Genomic DNA, 20,859 nt, shown 5'->3' on the forward strand with positions numbered 1-20,859 from the left:
GCGCTCTGATTGGGGCGTTGAACGCGTAAATGACGAGATTGGACCTGTCTTACTGTGCTTTGACAACCGTCGATGACATGACAGCCGTCGATGCTATGACGACAATGGCAGAGTACAGCAAGACAGGCTCCAGAAAATTAACTGATTAGAAACAGATAAGGAATACACCATGTCAGAACGTTTGAATAATGACGTGGATCCGATCGAAACTCGCGACTGGCTACAGGCGATCGAATCGGTTATCCGTGAAGAGGGTGTTGAACGTGCGCAGTACCTGATCGATCAGGTATTGTCAGAAGCGCGCAAGGGTGGCGTAAACGTAGGGGCAGGCAGTGCCGTTAGCAACTACGTAAACACCATTGCTGTGGAAGACGAACCCGCCTATCCGGGTAACCTGGACCTTGAGCGCCGCATTCGTTCCGCTATTCGTTGGAACGCCATCATGACCGTGCTGCGCGCGTCCAAGAAGGATCTGGATCTGGGCGGCCACATGGCGTCCTACCAGTCTTCCGCGACTTTCTACGAAGTGTGCTTTAACCATTTCTTCCGTGCACGCAGTGCACAGGATGGCGGCGATCTGGTGTATTTCCAGGGCCATATCTCTCCGGGTATCTACGCGCGTGCCTTCCTGGAAGGGCGTCTGACCGAAGATCAGATGAACAACTTCCGTCAGGAAGTACACGGTCAGGGGCTCTCCTCTTACCCGCACCCGAAATTGATGCCGACCTTCTGGCAGTTCCCGACCGTATCTATGGGTCTGGGCCCGATCGGTGCCATTTATCAAGCTAAGTTCCTGAAGTATCTCGGAAACCGTGGTCTGAAAGACACCTCCAAACAAACCGTTTATGCTTTCCTGGGCGACGGTGAAATGGATGAGCCGGAATCCAAGGGTGCTATCACCATCGCGACCCGCGAGAAACTGGACAACCTGGTGTTTGTCATCAACTGTAACCTGCAACGTCTGGACGGACCGGTTACGGGTAATGGCAAGATCATCAACGAGCTGGAAGGCATCTTCGGTGGTGCTGGCTGGCAGGTGATCAAGGTCATGTGGGGCGAGCGTTGGGACGAACTGCTGCGTAAAGACACCAGCGGTAAACTGGTCCAACTGATGAACGAAACCGTTGACGGTGACTATCAGACGTTCAAATCCAAAAACGGTGCCTACGTGCGTGAGCACTTCTTCGGCAAATACCCGGAAACGGCTGCGCTGGTTGCTGACTGGAGCGACGATCAGATTTGGGCCCTCAACCGCGGTGGTCACGATCCGAAGAAAGTCTTTGCTGCACTGAAAAAAGCGCAAGACACCAAGGGTAAACCGACCGTTATTCTGGCGCACACCATCAAAGGTTACGGGATGGGTGATGCGGCAGAAGGCAAAAACATCGCTCACCAGGTCAAGAAAGTTAACATGGACGGCGTGCGTTACTTCCGCGACCGCTTCAATGTGCCGGTGGCTGATGCTGACATCGAAAAACTGCCACTCATCACTTTCGACAAAGATTCTGATGAATACAAATACCTGCATGAGCGCCGTCAGGCTCTGGGTGGTTACCTGCCGTCTCGTCAGCCGAATTTCGACGAAAAACTGGAACTGCCGACGCTGGAAGACTTCAGCTCTCTGCTGGAAGAACAAACCAAAGAAATCTCTACTACCATCGCCTTTGTGCGTGCCCTGAACGTGATGCTGAAGAACAAGTCGATCAAAGATCGTCTGGTGCCGATCATCGCTGACGAAGCGCGTACCTTCGGTATGGAAGGTCTGTTCCGCCAGATCGGTATCTACAGCCCGAACGGCCAGCAGTACACCCCGCAGGACCGTGAGCAGGTGGCTTACTACAAAGAAGACCTGAAAGGTCAGATCTTGCAGGAAGGCATCAACGAACTGGGTGCCGGTTCATCCTGGCTGGCGGCGGCAACGTCTTACAGCACCAACAACCTGCCGATGATCCCGTTCTACATCTACTACTCCATGTTCGGGTTCCAACGTATTGGCGACCTGTGCTGGGCAGCGGGTGACCAACAGGCGCGCGGCTTCCTGGTCGGCGGGACTTCTGGCCGCACCACGCTGAACGGCGAAGGTTTGCAGCACGAAGATGGTCACAGCCACATTCAGTCGCTGACTATCCCGAACTGTATTTCCTACGACCCGTCCTTCGCTTACGAAGTGGCTGTGATCATGCATGACGGTCTGGAGCGCATGTACGGTGAAGCGCAGGAAAACGTCTACTATTACATCACCACGCTGAACGAAAACTACCACATGCCAGCCATGCCGCAAGGCGCGGAAGAAGGTATCCGTAAGGGTATCTACAAACTGGAAACGGTAGCGGGCGCGAAAGGCAAGGTTCAACTGCTGGGCTCGGGTTCTATTCTGCGTCACGTTCGTGAAGCGGCACAGATTCTGGCCAACGACTACGGCATCGGTTCCGATGTTTACAGCGTAACCTCCTTCACGGAACTGGCGCGCGATGGTCAAGACTGCGAACGTTGGAACATGCTGCACCCGACCGACGCGCCGCGCGTACCGTACATCGCTCAGGTGATGAACGATGCACCGGCTGTTGCGTCCACTGACTACATGAAACTGTTCGCCGAGCAGGTACGTACTTACGTTCCGGCCAGCGATTACCGCGTACTGGGTACTGATGGCTTCGGTCGTTCTGACAGCCGTGAAAACCTGCGTCACCACTTCGAAGTGGACGCGTCCTACGTAGTAGTTGCCGCACTGGGCGAATTGGCTAAACGCGGTGACGTTGACGCTTCTGTGGTGGCTGAAGCCATCAAGAAATTCAACATCGATCCTGAAAAAGTTAACCCGCGCTTGGCATAAGAGGGAAAGAGTAATGGCTATCGAAATCAACGTACCGGATATCGGTGCAGATGAAGTTGAAGTCACCGAGGTGATGGTGAAGGTGGGCGACAAAGTAGAAGCTGAACAGTCGCTGATCACCGTGGAAGGCGACAAAGCCTCCATGGAAGTACCTTCTCCTCAGGCTGGCGTGGTGAAAGAGATTAAAGTGGCTGTCGGCGACAAAGTGGCGACGGGCAAACTGATCATGGTCTTCGAAGCAGAGGGTGCGGCAGCAGCGGCACCGGCTCCGGCGGAAACCAAAGCCGCTGCGCCTGCCCCTGCGGCAGCAGCCAGCGCGGCGAAAGAAGTGGCCGTGCCGGATATCGGCGGCGATGAAGTTGAAGTTACCGAAATCATGGTGAAAGTGGGCGACAGCGTAAGCGCTGAGCAGTCACTGATCACGGTAGAAGGTGACAAGGCTTCCATGGAAGTCCCGGCACCGTTCGCAGGTGTGGTGAAAGAGATCAAAATCAACACCGGCGACAAAGTGAAAACCGGCTCGCTGATCATGGTGTTTGAAGTCGCAGGCGCTGCTGGCGCGGCGGCTCCGGCACAGCAAGCGGCTCCGGCGGCTGCGCCTGCCGCTGCGGCGTCTGGTCCGAAAGAAGTGAACGTACCGGATATCGGCGGCGACGAAGTTGAAGTCACTGAAGTGATGGTGAAAGTCGGAGACAAAATTGCCGCTGAGCAATCGCTGATCACCGTAGAAGGCGACAAAGCCTCTATGGAAGTTCCGGCACCGTTCGCGGGCACCGTGAAAGAGATCAAAGTCAGCACCGGCGATAAAGTGAAAACCGGTTCGCTGATCATGGTGTTTGAAGTAGAAGGCGCTGCGCCTGCTGCTCCGGCCGCCAAACAAGAAGCCGCACCGGCAGCGCAACCGGCGAAAGCCGCAGCACCGGCACCGGCTGCTGCCAAGGCAGATGCCAAAGGCGAATTTACTGAAAACGATGCTTACGTTCACGCAACGCCGGTTATCCGCCGCTTGGCGCGTGAGTTCGGTGTAAACCTGGCGAAAGTGAAAGGCAGCGGTCGTAAAGGCCGTATCCTGCGCGAAGATATCCAGGCTTACGTGAAAGACGCGGTTAAACGCGCTGAATCTGCACCTGCTGCGGGCGCTGCGACCGGCGGTTCTCTGCCGGGTCTGCTGCCGTGGCCGAAAGTGGACTTCAGCAAGTTCGGTGAAGTGGAAGAAGTTGAACTGGGCCGCATCCAGAAGATCTCGGGTGCCAACCTGAGCCGTAACTGGGTGGTTATCCCGCACGTTACGCACTTCGACAAAACCGATATCACCGATCTGGAAGCGTTCCGTAAACAGCAGAACGTGGAAGCAGAAAAACGTAAACTGGACGTGAAGATCACTCCTGTGGTGTTCATCATGAAAGCCGTTGCCACTGCGCTTGAGCAGATGCCGCGTTTCAACAGCTCGCTGTCTGAAGATGCTCAACGTCTGACGCTGAAGAAATACATCAACATCGGTGTTGCCGTTGATACGCCGAATGGTCTGGTGGTTCCGGTGTTTAAAGACGTGAACAAGAAAGGCATCATCGAGCTGTCTCGCGAACTGATGGCTATCTCCAAGAAAGCCCGTGACGGTAAGCTGACTGCGGGTGAAATGCAGGGTGGCTGCTTCACTATCTCCAGCATCGGTGGCCTCGGCACCACGCACTTCGCGCCGATCGTCAACGCGCCGGAAGTGGCTATCCTGGGTGTGTCCAAGTCTGCGATGGAACCGGTCTGGAATGGTAAAGAGTTTACGCCGCGTCTGATGATGCCGATCTCTCTGTCCTTCGACCACCGTGTCATTGACGGTGCTGATGGTGCTCGCTTTATCACCATCATCAACAACACCTTGTCTGACATCCGCCGCCTGGTGATGTAATCGAAAAAGCCGGCCTTACGGTCGGCTTTTTTCTGATAAGCTGTTATTTGCTACAGCTGTCAGTGATTAAGGACAAATCGTTAGTCGCTTGTTGTTTCAAAATTGTTAACCATTTTGTAAACTACAGTGGCAAAAGACACGTCCCGGTGGAAGAGGGCGTTAAGACTCAATAATAATGACGTCACAGACCCGCCGGAAATCAATTAAGAGGTCATGATGAGTACAGAAATTAAAGCTCAGGTAGTGGTACTGGGTGCTGGCCCTGCGGGTTACTCTGCGGCGTTCCGCTGCGCGGACCTGGGGCTGGAAACCGTACTGGTAGAGCGCTACTCCACGCTGGGTGGTGTGTGTCTGAACGTGGGCTGTATCCCTTCTAAAGCGTTGCTGCACGTAGCAAAAGTTATCGAAGAAGCCAAAGCGCTGGCGGAGCACGGTATCGTGTTTGGCGAACCGCAAACCGACATCGACAAAATCCGTCTGTGGAAAGAGAAGGTTATCACCCAGTTGACGGGCGGTCTGGCCGGTATGGCGAAAGGCCGTAAAGTGAAAGTGGTCAACGGTCTGGGTAAATTCACCGGTGCCAATACGCTGGAAGTTGACGGTGCCGAAGGCAAAACCGTGATCAACTTTGATAACGCGATCATCGCCGCCGGTTCTCGTCCGATTCAACTGCCGTTTATTCCTCATGATGACCCGCGCGTGTGGGATTCCACCGATGCGCTGGAACTGAAAAGCGTTCCGGGACGTCTGCTGGTGATGGGCGGCGGTATTATCGGTCTGGAAATGGGCACCGTGTACCATTCGCTGGGTTCTCAGATCGACGTGGTTGAAATGTTCGATCAGGTGATCCCGGCTGCGGATAAAGACATCGTTAAAGTCTTCACCAAGCGCATCAGCAAGAAATTCAACCTGATGCTAGAAACCAAGGTGACGGCGGTAGAAGCCAAAGAAGACGGTATTTACGTCTCGATGGAAGGCAAGAAAGCCCCTGCTGAACCGCAACGTTATGATGCGGTGCTGGTGGCTATCGGCCGTGTACCGAACGGTAAAAACCTCGATGCCGGCAAAGCGGGCGTGGAAGTTGACGAGCGCGGCTTTATCCACGTTGACAAACAATTGCGCACCAACGTGCCGCACATCTACGCTATCGGCGACATCGTCGGTCAGCCGATGCTGGCGCACAAAGGCGTGCATGAAGGTCACGTAGCCGCTGAAGTTATCGCGGGCAAAAAACACTACTTCGATCCGAAAGTGATTCCGTCCATTGCCTACACCGAGCCGGAAGTGGCATGGGTTGGCCTGACAGAGAAAGAAGCGAAAGAGAAAGGTATCAGCTTCGAAACGGCTACCTTCCCGTGGGCGGCGTCTGGCCGTGCCATCGCGTCTGACTGCGCAGACGGCATGACCAAACTGATTTTCGACAAAGAAACGCACCGTGTTATTGGTGGCGCGATTGTCGGTACCAACGGCGGCGAGCTGCTGGGTGAAATCGGTCTGGCGATCGAAATGGGCTGTGATGCGGAAGACATCGCGCTGACCATTCACGCCCACCCGACGCTGCACGAATCTGTTGGCCTGGCGGCTGAAGTGTTCGAAGGCAGCATCACCGACCTGCCGAACCCGAAAGCGAAGAAAAAATAAGTTTTCAGGTTTGCAGGCATGAAAATCCGGCGCTCAGACGCCGGATTTTTTTTATCTCTGTTTTATCCCCGACAAAAGCTAGCACGCTAACACTTTTTACTTTTCCTGCTATACATCGAAAATCAAAACGGTATTTTAAAAACCGGCATTTTAAAAATAGAGCAGGTTGATAGAGGAAAAGAGATGGCAACCATCAAATGGGCAATCATGGGCACCGGCACTATTGCGAAAAGCTTCGCACAAGGGCTGGGCCAGTTAAGCGATGCGGAGCTTTATGCCGTAGGTTCTCGTTCTTTGCAACATGCCGAACAGTTTGGCGAGCATTTTCCCGCGCAGAAATACTACGGCAGCTATGAGGCGTTGGTGAGCGATCCCGATGTCGACGTGGTCTACATTGCCACCCCCAACAGCGCCCATAAAGACAATATCTTGTTATGTCTGAATCACGGTAAATCAGTGCTGTGCGAAAAGCCGTTTACCCTGAATCGTCATGAAACCGCAGAGGTAATCCGTGTCGCGCGCGAAAAAAATCTTTTTCTGATGGAAGGCATGTGGACGCGCTTCTTCCCGGTTTATAGACAAGTCCGTGAATGGCTTGATGCCGATACTATCGGCCCGGTGCGTATGGTCAGCGCCGATTTCGGTTTTCGCCGTGAAGGGCCCGCCGAGGATCGCAAAGTGGGCTTGCATCGCGGCGGTGGCGCATTAATGGATGTCGGGGTTTACCCTATTTCATTTGCGTCCTGGGTCTTCCAGCAGGTTCCGTCCACGATCACCGGCGTTGCCAGCCTGTATGAAACCGGTGTGGATGACCTTTCTGCCATGACGCTGCTCTACCCGGATGGACAAGTGGCGGTGTTGTCCTGCTCGATCAACACCCCAACGCAAAAAGAAGCGCGGATTATCGGCAATAAAGGGACCATCGTTATTCCCGAATTCTCCAAAGCGACCTCCGCCACGCTGGCGGTGATCGGCGAAGCACCTATAACGGTAACCTCCCCGCTTGAAGGCAATGGCTATAACTACCAGGCCGCCGCTGTGATGGCATGTTTGCGCGCAGGAAAAACCGAATGTGAGCTGATGCCGCTCGATGAGAGCCAGGCGATTATGGCGCAGATGGATGAATTGCGGCGGCAGTGGGGGGTTGTGTTTCCGGGGGAAAATAAACAGTGATTTAAACAAGGTCGTGTGTGCGTTGGGCAATCACGACCTTGGTCTCTCTATTAGCAAATACGTTTTATTTGACAGCTTAAGTCGGAGTACGAGTAAATATGGGCGCTTGTTTGTTTTGCTCAAGCAAAGTGCCCGTCAATATCGCATCTTTTAAACTCGTATGTGACATTTTGGTGTTTGTCAGGCTGGCATATGTCAGGTTTGATTTGTCTAATCTTGCTCTCGTTAGATTTGCGTATCGGAAATTGGCATTGAGGAGTTTCGCGTCGACCACGCTTGCTCTGCTCAGATTGGCGTTAGAAAAATTGGCGCGCTCTAAATCAGCCCTATTCAGGATGATATTGTGTGCTTTGGCATGTGAGAAATTGGTATCAAAGCCCGTCACCGCCACTAATTTTGCATCTTGAAGATTTGCTTCTGTGAAGTCGGTTGCACTGAGCGTTGCCTTATCCATATCCGTTTTGGACAAGTTCGCCCGGGAAAAAGAGGCTCCAGCCAAGTTGGCACCCGATAAGTTAGCCTTGTACAGATTTGTGCCTACTAACAATGATCCCGTCAGATCTGCGCCGGATAAGTCAGTTTTTGCCAGTTGCGCACCGCTCAAATCCATGTTGGTGAGATCGTTATCAGCTAATGAGGTTTTGGCTAAATTAACATTGCGTAAATCAATTTTTCCTTCATTGGTTAACGGGGAAGAGGGAAGAGGTAGGTGATGTTGGGCTCGAAATACCAGAGACTTACATACGTTTTGATAGATGGACGATTGAATTTCCCCCTGCGCTTTTTTACCATTCTTCTCAACCTGAACATTTATTTGCGCACCTTCGTTATTTTTACCAGGAGAGGTGAAGGTGATGGTGTACCCCGAATGGTAGACCGTCATTATTTCGTGTATTTCTCCCTCATGAGTATCGGCGACAAGGGTGTTTGTTAATGCCTGAATAAACGCATCGTGCTTTCTTGCATTGGTGTCACGTATACCGCCAAAACTAAAGAAATTCATAATGTATTCTAATAGTGTGCGGGGAGCGATGGCTTTGTCTTTGGCCGAATCAGTGCCTACACCGGTAACACAGGATACTATTTCTGACATGCTTGCGATGCTCATCTTTCGATCCCTCAATAAAGTGAAAGGATTTATAATGACGAATTCCTTTTCTAATGCCATAGGGTGAAAGGAGGGGCTGGGAGGGTGACTGCATCAATTCCATTGCCAGTATGCCCGTCGTTGTGTCTTCTGCGGGCAGTTGGCTGCCTGCAACGTGAAGCATGACGGGTATATGTGGCTAAAGAAAGCCACATATACCCTTGATACTCAGAATAACCTGTTGTTACATCTTGTTTTTACAGCGTGAAAAGGCCAGGCGCAACGCGGCACCTATTTCTTCCGGCGTGCTGTTATCAGGAATGATAACGTAATCGGATTCAGCAATGCCATTTCCTGACCAGCCATCGAGTCTGTCATGTACGGAAGGTCTTATGGTGATGATGCCATTGAGTTGTCGCACTCCGCAACTTAACATATTTTTAAACAGTGCCCTCTTTGTTTTGTAGCTGTAAGTATTCATCATCTCACCCACCCATTGTTTGAATGAAATAGCGGCGCTATCACGGTCGAAAAAATCATGATCATCAGGGTCGACAACCCTACTGGCCGATAATGCAGTCAGTAGGGTAATTCCGAGTACTTCATTACTGCATTCTGGCATAAGGAGATGACTTTTGGTTTCAGGGTCATCTCGTAATAATCCATAACCAGAATATGTTTCAATGCAATAAAAATCGTTATTAAATAGCGCGCCAGCATTAAGCCCCTGCTTTTGTGCCTGATTCATTCTTTCACCACCGTGATTTTAACTTTCACATTTTTCTCAGAACCATAGACTATGGCTTTGTTGATTTGTTCCCACTGCTGGGTCGATGTGGTTTTCGGGATTGCAATGATAACTTCTCGTTTAGTAATATCACTAGGTTCTAGTATCACTTTTAGTTTCCTATCACCTTGAAACTTCACCACATCATCAATATTCCCCTTTATCGATGTATAAAGCTGTTTAGGGTCTTTTATTCTTGACGGCGTATTGGTGTTTAATGTTTTAACACTGATCGCCGTTTTGGTTTTCACATCATAAAAATCAAAGGCTTTAAAACCTTCTGGCAAACGACTCCCCTTTGGTAACTGTGTCACCATATAGTCTTCGAAGGGATACCCCTGCTTATAGTTTCCTTCCATCCAGGACATTTGTGTTTTGCTGCCGTTCTTTTCGATACGCACCACATTACGAATATCGACCAGACTATGAGCATCTTTTACTGCCGCTTTTTGTAACGCCTTGACCGTATTCGCGGTTAGCTTTGTGCCGATTTTCGCAATGCCTGCGCCACCGACCAGAACGCCCGCCGCCTCTGTCGCCAGCTTACCAAACTCCAGACCGGAGTAATAGGCACCCTCCACGCCAGCTTTCTCGTAATATGCCTTCATGGTATTGATGCGGTTGATATAGCCTTGTTTTACGCCAGTACTCACCTTTTCCCAGGCATCGTCCTCGTTAATGAGTGCTCTGAGCGCATCCCAGGCTTCTCCGGGGTTGGTGACCAGTGCAATCAAACTTTGAGCGGTTTCGACAAACTCGACAGGCACACCGGAGACCACGCCAGCGGCAAATGCGCCATCCTGCTTGCCGCTGGTCACGCCCCAGCGCGCCAGTACAAAGGCTTTATCCAGCATGGTTTTCGCTGCGGCAAGATCTTTATTCATCAACATTTTTTGTTGATGGCTTAGGTAGTTATAGCGGAACGCGTTTTCTCCACCGGTGGCACCACTGTAGACGCCACTGGCTTTTCCGGTAAAGGCACCACCGGCGACGGCGCCTAATACCCTAGCCATCTGGGCCTGTTGTTCAGATTTTCTCTGCCACGCTTCGGGTTTGATCAGGTTATCGCCAAGCATCACCCCTGCCAGTTCTGCCGCCAGTGCGCCTACTGCGGCCCCCTTAGCATTTCCTCCACCAATTTCGGCAGCGACGGCGGATACCACGGCATGGCTCACTGCTTTGCCAGGGATATCAAGAATCTGGCCGTTATCCCCAATCAGGGATGCCCCTTCCGCGTGCAGTTGACTACCGATATTGCTTAACAGAGCGAGTTTGAGGTTGTCAGCAAAACTGCCGCCCTGAATGGCGGTGCCCAGCGCAGAGCTGACGACGGAGTGTGCCGCAACGCGTTGGGCAACGCTGTTCCAGGTGGCATTATCCGTGATAAGCAGCTTACTGGTGACGGGCGTGGTGCCCCCTTTCACGGCTGCGGTCCACCCCATGGCTTTGTCGAGTCCACCCAGGGCACCGCCAATAATCATGCTGGTGGCGAGTGATTTTACCGAGTCGCTGTTAGCCAGCGTTTTAAAGGTGGCGGGAAGGTCTCCTTTGTTCTGGGCCAACGCAACGGCGGCCTGTGAGGCGATGGTCGCCAGGCCCGCTTGTGCGGCGGCACCGGCGGTAGCGGATGCCATGGCGGCGGCGGAGGCAGAGGCACCAGCACTGGCTGCTGCACTGCCTGCGCTGCTGGCCGCCATACCCCCTACTGTCGTGGCTAACGAGGAACCATACGTTACCACCGCAGCGGCAACGGCAATAATGGCACCGAAGACCGGGTTGAGATTTGACACTTCATCGTACCAACTGGTGTAGGTGTCTTTGACCTGATTCCAGTTAACGTTCTCTTTGCTTTTAAGCGGTTTTAACCATTCGTAGCCCGGCGAGTTGCCCAGAATATCGATGGCCTGTTCAAGGGATTGACCCGCTTTGGCTTTGACATCGGCATTGATGCCTTTTGCCGCAGTGACCGTGAGCTTACCCCCGGTGTAGATGCTGGGTAGTACCCATTTTCCGTGAATAAAGCCTTCGTCTTCATGGGTGATATAGACGCTTCTGGTTTTTGTTATGGTTTGCTCAAAGCGGGTATCTTTCACCGCCTTGTAATTGATTTTCCCTTTTTGACTGGTGAGCTTGGCATTCTTGGCGGTGTTGATTTTGGCGGCTTCCAGCGTGATATCATCACGGGCCATCAGGGTAATATCGCCCCCGGCAGTGAATTCGGTGACTTTATTGGCTGCATGGGCTCTGTGTTTGGTGATGGTTTTTTTGCCTAAAGGGCACCAACCACCAATGCCAAAACGCCCCTTACATCTTTTCTTCTCTTCTTCCCATCGATAAAACTCTTCCATGGCCTGAGCGTAGAGAAATCCGCCTTTTGCGGCGATATCCATCGCGCCTTTGGCCGCTAGTTTGGTCGCCTGAAATAAGATGCTGCCATTGGATATTACGGTGAGATTGGCACCGCTGTTTAATTCGGTGCTTTGTTGGGTGTAGTTTTCTGTACTGCCATCAATCTGGATATTGCGGACGGATTCAAAACGCATATTGCCATTGCTGGACAATCTAACATCACCGGCAGAGTGCAATTTGCTGCCGTGTACAGTAAGCGCACCGTTTGCCGCCAGGGTTAATCCTTTGCCACCCTGGATATCGGCTCCCCAATGGCGATCGTCTTTAGGATTTTGTCCAGGGTTAGGGATGGCAGAGTAGGGAATGGCACCTATCGTAAGATTTCTTCCGGCAAATACCGTGGTGTTGTTCGCCGCACTTGCTGTGACACCTTGCAGATTGATATCCCGTGCTGCGTTGAGGGTGATATTGTCTTTCGCGGTTAACTGCGTACGCATTTCCGGGCGACGTTGGAATTTAAACACGTCATCATCGTTATTATTGCTAGCGCGCGGAGCAAGATTGATGTCCTGGCCTGCGCCTAAGGTGATGGATTTATCACTGGTTAACGTCATCCCTTGCAGTAGTATATTTTTTCCCGCTGAAAGGGTGATATCGCCGCTGCTTTCCCACAGTCCAGCCTGTTTTATCAGTACGTCATCAATGGGTAATTTTGTGCCGAGTAACGGATATGTCAATGTGCTCTCATTGCGAGCAACCTGAATATCGCTACCCGCAGTGAAGGTGATCTGTTTAGGTTTTTCTAATGAGACATTTTCAAAAGAGATTGTTTTTCCTGCAAAGATATCCAGATTACCCTGTGCAGAAATCTGTGATATTTTCTGTTTTTTATCGGGGCCATAATCCCGAGGCTCAATGGGATTGAAGCGTACATCACCAGTTCGTGATAGTAAGTTGATATTCTTACCTTTTAGCTGACTTTGTGTAGTGGTGATATTATTAATGGATGTTATTGCAAGTTCATTTCCCGCCTGAAGTATTGCGCTGTCAATACTTATAGTATTGTCGACGATAGCAGTGAAGTTTTGACTCGCTTTAAAACCGCTGTTAAGGGTGACACTCTTACTTTTTATTAAAATATTTTTTGCGGTGGCGATGTCAATGTGGTTTTTTAATGCTCTGTTGGGGTAACCATACTCCTTGATTTTTGCCAGAGTTCGATTTCCAAAGGCAATGCTATCTTTAAAATCAAGAATCAGCCCTCCCCCTGCCTGTAGCTTTCCTGAGTAGGTTTCATCATTTACCCATATTTTTTCTGTAACTTTTTTATTGGAAGGCAGTAGCAGGTTGGTTGCAATTTCGAAACCGGTTATCAGCCTTGAACTTTGGAAATTATTCCCGGTTAAAATGAGGTTTTCTTTGGCTGTAATATCACTTTGGTTATTATTGAGTGAGTCGGCTCTGAGGTAAATATTCCGTCCACTGGCGATAACCGATCTGGGTGTTTGTGATTTTAGTATGAATTTTTTTATTGTGGTCTCATTTGGGTTTATCTTTATAGGCGTTGGTTGTACTCTTTTTCCCATGGGAAAATCCATGCCCCAAATTTCGCGATATAATTGGATTTTTTGATTATAAAACGGGAGTGTTTCATGGGTAGTCTTGTCAAGTAACGAATTTTTAGTTTCTCCAGAAATATTTTCGGCAGGGATCTCAAACTTCTCCCTCCGATTCTCCAACTTCTTAGTCCGAATAATCACATCACCCGTATTTGTCTCAATCGTGCCTGAAATATTATCCACTAACGTACTCAGCGCGCCGGAGGCGTCTTTTTGTATCCACAAATTATCATTGGCCTGAATGAGCGCGTTACCTCCCTGGTTGGTCGCGGTATCCGCAAACAGGCGCATATCCTTGCCAGCCACGATTTTGCCGGTGTTTTTCAGTGTGTGGGTGGCAAGCGTAATGTCGCGGCCCGCATTGATGCTGCTGTTATTAACCTCAATGGCTGAGCTGCTCACATTAAGGTCGGTTTTGGCATTGATGTTGCCAAGAGAGACTTTGCCATCCACCGTCAGGGTGAGGTCGTTTTGTGCAGTAACGACGTTGGCCAGATTAACGCCCACGCCGCTTTCACTGGCGACCAGCCGGATTTTATTGGCATACATGCCGCCCAGCGCTTTGGTGTCTACTGCCAGTGTCGGACGGGTGCCTTGCCCGGCAAGGTTTTTGACTGAGCCATCACGGTAGCTGATGCGGTTAGCCCCCTGTGTCAGCGCCAGATTCTGTGCGGTTATCTTGCCGTTCAGTTCCGTGGCACGGCTGATGATGTCAACGTACTCCTGTGCCTTTACGTCCATCCCTTTGCCGCCGATGATGACACTGCCTTTTTGCACCTCCAGCGCATCCAGTGCGCCCTGCTTGTCAAACTGCGGTTTGCCGGTGGTCAGCGTGACGTTAGGGGTATTGATAAACCCGCAGCCGTCGCAGGTGATGCCGTTGGGGTTGGCAATCACCAGTTGGGCTTTATTGCCAAATACTTCCAGTTTGCCCATCAGCTCAGAGCGGCTGCCGCCCGTGACTTCATTGATAATCAGTTCAGCCGCGTTGCCCTTGAGGTTGGCGTTTGCATTCAGTTTGCCTGCCAGTTGCGATGCTCCCGCTGCGGTGGCGTTATTGAGCACGGCACCGGACGCATTGACGTTGAAATCCTGATACACATTGTGGGAAATGCCGGCGGCGTTGGGCGTTGCAATATTCACCACCGGCACATTGCCTGCCTGCACGTGGGTGTTGCCATTAGCGGACTTGATACCCGCCGCGAAGGCAGGGTGTAGCGGATACACCGCCGTCATATAAATCAGCAGATAGCTGATACCGCGGCTGATTGGGGGGGAAGGTGTCTTCATCGTGTTATCTCCTTTCAGTGTTGTCCATGTTGTGTCGGGTTGACGTAACCTGTTGAAACTAGAAAGCGAGTGTGGTTTGCCAGTAAAGTGCCCAGCGATCGGGGGCCAGCGTATCGGGATGGATGAGGGGTTTTCCGAGCGTGATGCTGTGAGCGAAATGTCGTGCATTGAGCGTCAGACCTAATGCGGCACCGACGATGCTGCCACCCTCGGTGCGGCCACGCTGTTTTTTTACCCAGCCACCGTCAAGCGCGGCAATCAGCGTTATATCGCCCAGTGCGGAGAAGATGCCCGGTTGCCAGTTGATCTCGTTGCGCCAGTACGCGCCCTGTATGCCGCTGAGTGATTGCTCTTTAAACCCGCGCACCGAGTAATGGCCGCCAACCGCAATCTGCTCGTTGGTGTGAAGATTGTGTTGCGAGGTTTGGGCATAGGCGCTGGTGAGGTAATAGAGCGAAGGGGCGAGGGGAAAGAGATAGCTGGCGCTGATGCTGTATTTAAGGAACTGGCTGCGCGGGGCATCTGGTGCATGCGGTCGATCTTTTGTGGCGCCCAAGCCGCGCAGCCCCCAGCTCACGGTGGGATTAAGGGTGGCAAATCCCTTGCCTATCCGGCGGCTGTAATGTGGACTGAGAGCTACACTGTTTACCGTCGTGCTGCTATTGGTCAACACACGGTCGGCGAGGCGGTTCTCTGTGCGTCGGCGTGTGAGCGCCACATCGAATGCCAGTTTCTGGTTACCATCACGAAACAACGTGCGGTTAATGCCAAAGCGCTGTGACTGCGACATCCCCTGATAGCGCCAGCGGCTACCGGGAATGGGCTGATGAAAATCATTCCAGTGGTGTTGATAGCTAAACAGCCAATAGCCATAAGGTAATGTGACGCCGCCTGAAAGACTACGATTACGCCTGTCTCTCTGAAATGTCGCATTGTGGGTAGCTGAGAGATTCCAGCGTTCGGCAAGCTGGAACGGGTTATCCAGCGTGGCGGAGCTGCTCATCTGGGCAACGCCGGTTTTTTTTTGTCCGCTGTTATCTGCACTGAAACTCACGCTGGCGGGAAACGCTTTGCGCTTACTCACAATCAGTATCCGCGAGTAGCCTGATTGATGACCGGGTTGGATATCGATCGTCACCGGTTGGGATGTCAGTCGGTTGAGCTGCTCTAACCCTTGCTCGAGATCGCGCAGGTTTAAAAGGCGTCCCTGATTGCCGGGAAAAACCATGGCAAGTGAGTGCGGTGTTTTTCCCTGCTGAGTGATGGACTCGATTCGGCCTTCTGTTATGGCAATGCGCAAGACGCCCGTGGAGACATCCTGTTCCGGTAACCACGCCTGTGAGGTGACATAGCCGCGCTCCAGATAGCGTTGAGAAATCGCGCGCACCAGTTGGCGCATGTGAGAGACCGTCAGGCAGCGATGCTGCCAGGGCGCAACGATGGTTTTTTGGGTAGGCAGGGAAAGAACGGTACTTCCCTCTATAGCGATGTGGCGGACATTGCGGCACACACCTTCGTCTTGTTCAGGCTGTACTTCTGGCGGGGCGGAGGGAGACTGCTGTTGCCGCAGTGATTCACGCTGCTGTTCCGCCTGTTCTAACAGCGCTTTTTGCTGCTGTTCCACTTCTGTTCGGTCTGTGGGGAATGTTTCACTGGCTGAAGGCGTTGTTCCATAAGCATGCATGGATAAAAACAGTAATAACAGTGATATAGACCTCATAATGCATCTCCCCTTTACATGGAATTACATTTTTCTCAGTCTACGCGCGGCGAAATTTTCAGGTTTAAATAGGATTGAATCGTATATTTATGGTTTAAAATATTGCAAATAATGATCATTATAAAATTTATTATTGTTCGCATTGAAATGTGCTGTATGTCACGTAACAGTGCGCGCAATACAACATATTCGCCTGCTAAGGGATGCTTGCGGTGATTGCTCATAGTGTGGCGAGCGCACATTTATTTTTTTCCCAGCGCCTTACAATAAATTCTCAAAAAGAAACGGTGTTTTATTTTAAGGGCTCTTATCATGCGCATTCCGGTACGTTTCTGCGCTGCGCTTATGGCGGCGTGTTTCTGTAGTGCTTCAGCGATGGCGAACGACATGACTTACCAAACGTCTGCGGTAACCGAAGAGGGGTTGCCGGTGTTCTATCCCGAACTCAAACAGCAGCTTACCTATTCGGGATCCTGGCTGTCAGGCAATGAGAAGGATTTTGCTGCTTGGAAAATCGAGGCGCGCCAGAAACTGCGGGCAATGTTGCTGACGCCGGATTCGCACCGCGATTTTGCCCCTGCGACCCTAGAACGCGAAGAGCGGGATGGCTATATTGCCGAGAAGGTGGCATTCAATATCACCGACCAAAGCAGGGTGGCTGGGCTGCTGCTAACGCCCAAAACGCCGGGTCCGCACCCAGCGGTTATCTTGTTGCACGATCACGGCTCGAAGTTTGATATCGGCAAAGAGAAGATGATCAAGCCGTGGGGCAACGCTGAGAAACTGGCATCGGCGCAGGCGTGGGCCGATAAATTTTTCACCGGGCGTTTTGTCGGTGACGAGTTGGCTAAACGCGGCTATGTGGTGTTGGCGGTAGACGCTATTGGCTGGGGAGATCGCGGCCCGCTGAAGTATGAGCAGCAACAGGCGCTGGCGAGCAACTTCTTCAATCTGGGCCGATCGCTGGCGGGCGAGATGGCATATGAAGATATGCGCGCTACCGATTTTCTCGCTTCGCTCAAGCAGGTGGATGCCAAACGTGTAGGTGTCGTCGGGTTCTCGATGGGGGCTTACCGCGCCTGGCAACTGGCGGCGCTTTCCGACAAGGTGGCGGCAACGGCCGCCGTTTCGTGGATTGGCACCTATGACGGGCTAATGACGCCGGGCAATAACGTGCTGCGTGGTCAGTCTGCGTTCTATATGTTGCATCCCGGTTTGCCTGCGCAGTTTGATTTCCCCGATGTGGCAAGCGTAGCGGCACCCAATCCTATGCTGTTCTTTAACGGTGGCAAAGATAAGCTGTTCCCAGAAAGTGCGGTGCAAGGGGCCTACGATAAGATGCACCGCGTGTGGAAATCACAAAATGCCGACAGCAAGCTGGAAACCAAAATGTGGCCTGAGTTAGGGCACGTGTTCTATCAGGAACAGCAGGCGGAAGTGTTTAGCTGGCTGGATCGTTACTTAATGCCAAAACCGTAATGTCATAGGCGCGGGGTACATCGCCGCGCCTATGGGTAGCGCTTTCTCCGTTAACTGAGCAACAGCTGATTCAGGTAGGCGATATCGCCCGGTTTATTCAGCGCGCAGCTTGCCTGAATCCGCGCAATGTCGAGCTGCGGCAGTGAGTGGATGTTTTGTCGCAGTTTGGCGTTCAGGTCTGTTTTGCGCGCTACGGTTTGCTGACGTGTGACGCACTCAGTCAGGCTTGAGCCATCTGTCAGGTGCAGCGTCACACGGTGAAAGCGCGCGTCAGGGTTAAGCTCATCCGGCGGTGCGCTGGCATCCGGTTGACGTTGCACTTTATCCGCCAGCGCCGCGATAACCTTATCAACCGGGCCTTCGGCAAAGCGCGCCAGCGTCAGTTCTCCTTCCAGCAGGCCCGCCGCAATCACATACTCCAGGCTGAAGCGTCCCTCCATGCCGGTGGTGGCTGTATGAATAAACGGCGCAACGTCTCCACCGGGGGGATACGCAACGGTAATGCTCTCAACGCGGGCGATCAGCGAGTGGATATCATCGTGCTGCGCCAGCCATTGCTGGCGTAGTGCAAACGCGGCTTCTCCCGCGCTGTGTGTGCCGCCACAGGTGGGATAGCTTTTGAATTCCAGACCGGGCGTGACAATACGCCAGGGCGCACCCCAGTTTTCGTGCAATTTCTCTGGGTGTTGCTGACCGTCACCGTGTGATGACAGAAAATCATCCAGTACCTGCGTGGCGTTTCCGCTAAACCCCGCCAATGCCAGCTTAGTGGCGGTTAACCCGGCGCGCGCCGCCAGCCCGGCGTGCAGCGGTTTTACCGCCGATCCAAACTGCGCACGCAGCCCTGCAGCCTGCGTTGCCGCCAGCCCGAGAATGTTCTGTGTTTGTGCCACCGAAGCGCCGAGCAAGCGCGCAGCGGCAGCCGCGGCGGCAACCGCACCGAGTGTCGCGGTATTGTGATAGCCGAGGCCGTAGTGACGTGCGCCAGCCGCGAGCCCGATGCGCCCGGCAACTTCCACGCCAATCACATAGGCGGCAAGAAAATCCGCTTCGCGTAAGCGGGTATCTTCGGCGCTCAGTGCAAATAACGCAGGTAGAATCACCGTGCTCGGATGGCCGCGAAAGGCGGGATGGTAGTCATCAAAGTCGAGCGCGTGCCCCACATAGCCCAATATCACACTGCGCGTCAGGCTGTCCGGCGCGGAAAACACCTGACGCAGTGGCGTCAGATTGCTGTCGTGAATGGCACCTTGGGCAATGGGCAGGGCAGTGGCAACAAAATCCATCACGCCGTCGCGCGCGGCGTCGAGCGCGGCAGTATCCGGTAGGGTATTAACGATGTGATGAGCGAGCGTGGCGGTGATATCGTGCGATGTGGTCATTTGAAAAGGCAATCAAGTAAATACATGAATGCCTATAGGTATAATTGAAACCACCGTACGCTGTATAGCGCAAATTTTGCATTATACCCGTCATACTTCAAGTTGCAGGTGCGTTGGCTGCCCTCACTCACCCGAATCACTTACCTGAGTAAGCTCATCGGGATAAATGAATCTCATCCCTGAGATTCACCCTACGGGCCAGCGCAGGCGCTGTTCAAATCTGTTCCAGACAGATTTGTCCCTCGCTTGCCGCCTTCCTGCAACTCGAATTATTTTGGGTATAGCATTGCATCGCGATCAGAAACGGTCTTTAAGCTGTCCCGGTGTGATGCCAAAGGCGCGGCGAAAAGCCGTGGAGAAGTTGGCCGGGCTGTTATAGCCCGCGACATGGGCGGCCTGCGCGATACCGAGTCCCTCTTTTTGCATGGCGACCATGGCGCGTTGCAGTCGATTGCGGCGCAGGTACTCAAACACGCTCATATTAAACGCCTGACGAAAATGGCGCTGTAAGGTGCTTTCACTCATGTTGACCTGCTTAGCTATCTCTTCCATCGACAGTTGATCCGCCGCGCCGCTTTCCAGCATATCGCGTACTTCCTGCACCCGATGGTAGATACGCAGGGGTACACGCGCATTTTTTTCCTGCGCGGTGCTCAGCAATGAGCTGAAGGCTTCAACGATCAGGCTCAGGCATTGGGATTCCAATTGCAAACGCTGCAACGGCGTGGAGCAGGGATCGGAATTGAGGATCTGCATGGCGATCGCCATCGCCTGACGTGACGGCATCCAGTGGTGCACCGCTAAATGCGTCTGGGTGAAGTCATAGAGCGTGCGCCACTCGTCAACGGAGTCCAAAAGATTGCCGTACAACCACTCGCGGCTAAAGGTGAGCGACAGGGTGCGTTCGTACTCATCGCGCTTGCCGATGCGGGTGAACAGCACCGGAGACATCAGCGATACCAGCGAGGCGGGCTGCGCCTTGTTGAGAAGCAATTGCTGGTGGTCATAGCTGACCTGTGCCTGTCCATTGACCACGATAGCCAGTTTGATCGCATCTTCCAACTGACCCTGCGTTTTCATGTTGTGCAAATTGATCACATCAGCGGTGTGCAAAATCAGGTGGCGATTGAGCGGCATCACGCTAAAGCTGCCGTACAACACCGGTGTTTCATCAATCAAGCGCGGCCCGACAAAGCGGTACTGGTTAGAGACCAGGCTGGACTGCTGAACGATATGATCTTTGTAAATCGCCTTGGAGGATGGAACGCTGCTATGCACGAGTGTCTATCACCTATGGTTAACGTGGTTTTTTACCATCCATATTGGCGCTTATGCAAAAGACTTTGCGTCTGGCGCAAACCCTTTCCAGAAGCACAAATGTAACAATGTCGGCGTCAAATTGGTAATGCAAATACTTCTCAGTAGCATTTTTCGTCTTTATGATGTCGAATGACTGCAATGAGAGTGGCGCATGCCTGACAAGCGGAGAGGGTAACGCCATACAGAAGACCATGACGCACTGCGCACCTTCCCGATAAACCGCCGCTCCCGCCGGTTTTCTCTCCGACTTCGACAACTATTTTCCGATGCCGCCCA

Annotated in this window: 11 protein-coding genes; 5 read left to right on the forward strand and 6 right to left on the reverse strand. The window is 52.4% G+C overall.

Annotated features, from left to right (window positions below):
• Positions 1 to 169 precede the first annotated feature (169 nt).
• The 4 genes from aceE (at position 170) to J5069_RS14770 (ending at position 7,550) form a co-directional block, all read left to right on the forward strand.
• On the forward strand, positions 170 to 2,833 hold the full coding sequence (gene aceE, locus J5069_RS14755) for a pyruvate dehydrogenase (acetyl-transferring), homodimeric type (protein ID WP_264644593.1): 2,664 nt from the start codon (positions 170 to 172) through the stop codon (positions 2,831 to 2,833).
• Between the two features lie 13 nt (positions 2,834 to 2,846).
• Positions 2,847 to 4,736 carry a pyruvate dehydrogenase complex dihydrolipoyllysine-residue acetyltransferase gene (gene aceF, locus J5069_RS14760; protein ID WP_264644594.1) on the forward strand — a complete coding sequence of 630 codons (1,890 nt, stop codon included), beginning with the start codon at positions 2,847 to 2,849 and terminating at the stop codon, positions 4,734 to 4,736.
• 216 nt (positions 4,737 to 4,952) lie between these two features.
• A complete protein-coding gene (gene lpdA / locus J5069_RS14765; RefSeq protein WP_264644595.1) occupies positions 4,953 to 6,377 on the forward strand; it encodes a dihydrolipoyl dehydrogenase in 1,425 nt (474 codons plus the stop codon).
• A gap of 183 nt (positions 6,378 to 6,560) precedes the next feature.
• On the forward strand, positions 6,561 to 7,550 hold the full coding sequence (locus tag J5069_RS14770; RefSeq protein WP_264644596.1) for a Gfo/Idh/MocA family protein: 990 nt from the start codon (positions 6,561 to 6,563) through the stop codon (positions 7,548 to 7,550).
• Positions 7,551 to 7,626: 76 nt separating this feature from the next.
• Here the strand turns inward: J5069_RS14770 and J5069_RS14775 are convergent, their stop codons facing one another.
• The 4 genes from J5069_RS14775 to J5069_RS14790 all read right to left on the reverse strand — a co-directional run bounded on the left by J5069_RS14775 (position 7,627) and on the right by J5069_RS14790 (position 16,402).
• On the reverse strand, positions 7,627 to 8,658 hold the full coding sequence (locus tag J5069_RS14775) for a pentapeptide repeat-containing protein (protein ID WP_264644597.1): 1,032 nt from the start codon (positions 8,656 to 8,658) through the stop codon (positions 7,627 to 7,629).
• Positions 8,659 to 8,881: 223 nt separating this feature from the next.
• Complete coding sequence (locus J5069_RS14780) at positions 8,882 to 9,385, reverse strand: contact-dependent growth inhibition system immunity protein (protein WP_264644598.1); 504 nt, start codon at positions 9,383 to 9,385, stop codon at positions 8,882 to 8,884.
• Positions 9,382 to 14,682 (reverse strand): DUF637 domain-containing protein, encoded by a 5,301-nt coding sequence (locus J5069_RS14785; RefSeq protein WP_264644599.1) that lies wholly within the window; start codon positions 14,680 to 14,682, stop codon positions 9,382 to 9,384. The genes J5069_RS14780 and J5069_RS14785 overlap by 4 nt, the downstream gene beginning before the upstream one ends.
• A gap of 58 nt (positions 14,683 to 14,740) precedes the next feature.
• Positions 14,741 to 16,402 (reverse strand): ShlB/FhaC/HecB family hemolysin secretion/activation protein, encoded by a 1,662-nt coding sequence (locus J5069_RS14790; RefSeq protein ID WP_264644600.1) that lies wholly within the window; start codon positions 16,400 to 16,402, stop codon positions 14,741 to 14,743.
• A 312-nt stretch (positions 16,403 to 16,714) separates the two neighbouring features.
• Here J5069_RS14790 and J5069_RS14795 point away from each other — a divergent pair, with 312 nt between their 5' ends.
• On the forward strand, positions 16,715 to 17,881 hold the full coding sequence (locus tag J5069_RS14795) for a dienelactone hydrolase family protein (RefSeq protein WP_264644601.1): 1,167 nt from the start codon (positions 16,715 to 16,717) through the stop codon (positions 17,879 to 17,881).
• A gap of 50 nt (positions 17,882 to 17,931) precedes the next feature.
• On the opposite strand, the gene J5069_RS14800 is transcribed toward J5069_RS14795, so the two are convergent.
• Entirely contained in the window at positions 17,932 to 19,263 is a 1,332-nt protein-coding gene (locus J5069_RS14800; protein WP_264644602.1) for an MmgE/PrpD family protein, read from the reverse strand.
• Between the two features lie 297 nt (positions 19,264 to 19,560).
• Positions 19,561 to 20,541: a helix-turn-helix transcriptional regulator gene (locus J5069_RS14805; RefSeq protein ID WP_264644603.1), complete on the reverse strand. Its 981-nt coding sequence runs from the start codon at positions 20,539 to 20,541 to the stop codon at positions 19,561 to 19,563.
• Positions 20,542 to 20,859: the final 318 nt, after the last annotated feature.

This window comes from Candidatus Symbiopectobacterium sp. NZEC127 (genome assembly GCF_025962675.1).
In the GTDB taxonomy this organism is placed as follows: domain Bacteria; phylum Pseudomonadota; class Gammaproteobacteria; order Enterobacterales; family Enterobacteriaceae; genus Symbiopectobacterium.

Excerpts from the sequence above, each read along its gene's own strand:
- J5069_RS14795 (WP_264644601.1), top strand. The coding sequence starts at position 16,715 with ATGCGCATTCCGGTACGTTTCTGCGCTGCGCTTATGGCGGCGTGTTTC.
- J5069_RS14790 (WP_264644600.1), bottom strand. The coding sequence starts at position 16,402 with ATGAGGTCTATATCACTGTTATTACTGTTTTTATCCATGCATGCTTAT.
- lpdA (WP_264644595.1), top strand. The coding sequence starts at position 4,953 with ATGAGTACAGAAATTAAAGCTCAGGTAGTGGTACTGGGTGCTGGCCCT.
- aceE (WP_264644593.1), top strand. The coding sequence starts at position 170 with ATGTCAGAACGTTTGAATAATGACGTGGATCCGATCGAAACTCGCGAC.
- J5069_RS14775 (WP_264644597.1), bottom strand. The coding sequence starts at position 8,658 with ATGAGCATCGCAAGCATGTCAGAAATAGTATCCTGTGTTACCGGTGTA.
- J5069_RS14780 (WP_264644598.1), bottom strand. The coding sequence starts at position 9,385 with ATGAATCAGGCACAAAAGCAGGGGCTTAATGCTGGCGCGCTATTTAAT.
- J5069_RS14770 (WP_264644596.1), top strand. The coding sequence starts at position 6,561 with ATGGCAACCATCAAATGGGCAATCATGGGCACCGGCACTATTGCGAAA.
- J5069_RS14800 (WP_264644602.1), bottom strand. The coding sequence starts at position 19,263 with ATGACCACATCGCACGATATCACCGCCACGCTCGCTCATCACATCGTT.
- J5069_RS14785 (WP_264644599.1), bottom strand. The coding sequence starts at position 14,682 with ATGAAGACACCTTCCCCCCCAATCAGCCGCGGTATCAGCTATCTGCTG.
- aceF (WP_264644594.1), top strand. The coding sequence starts at position 2,847 with ATGGCTATCGAAATCAACGTACCGGATATCGGTGCAGATGAAGTTGAA.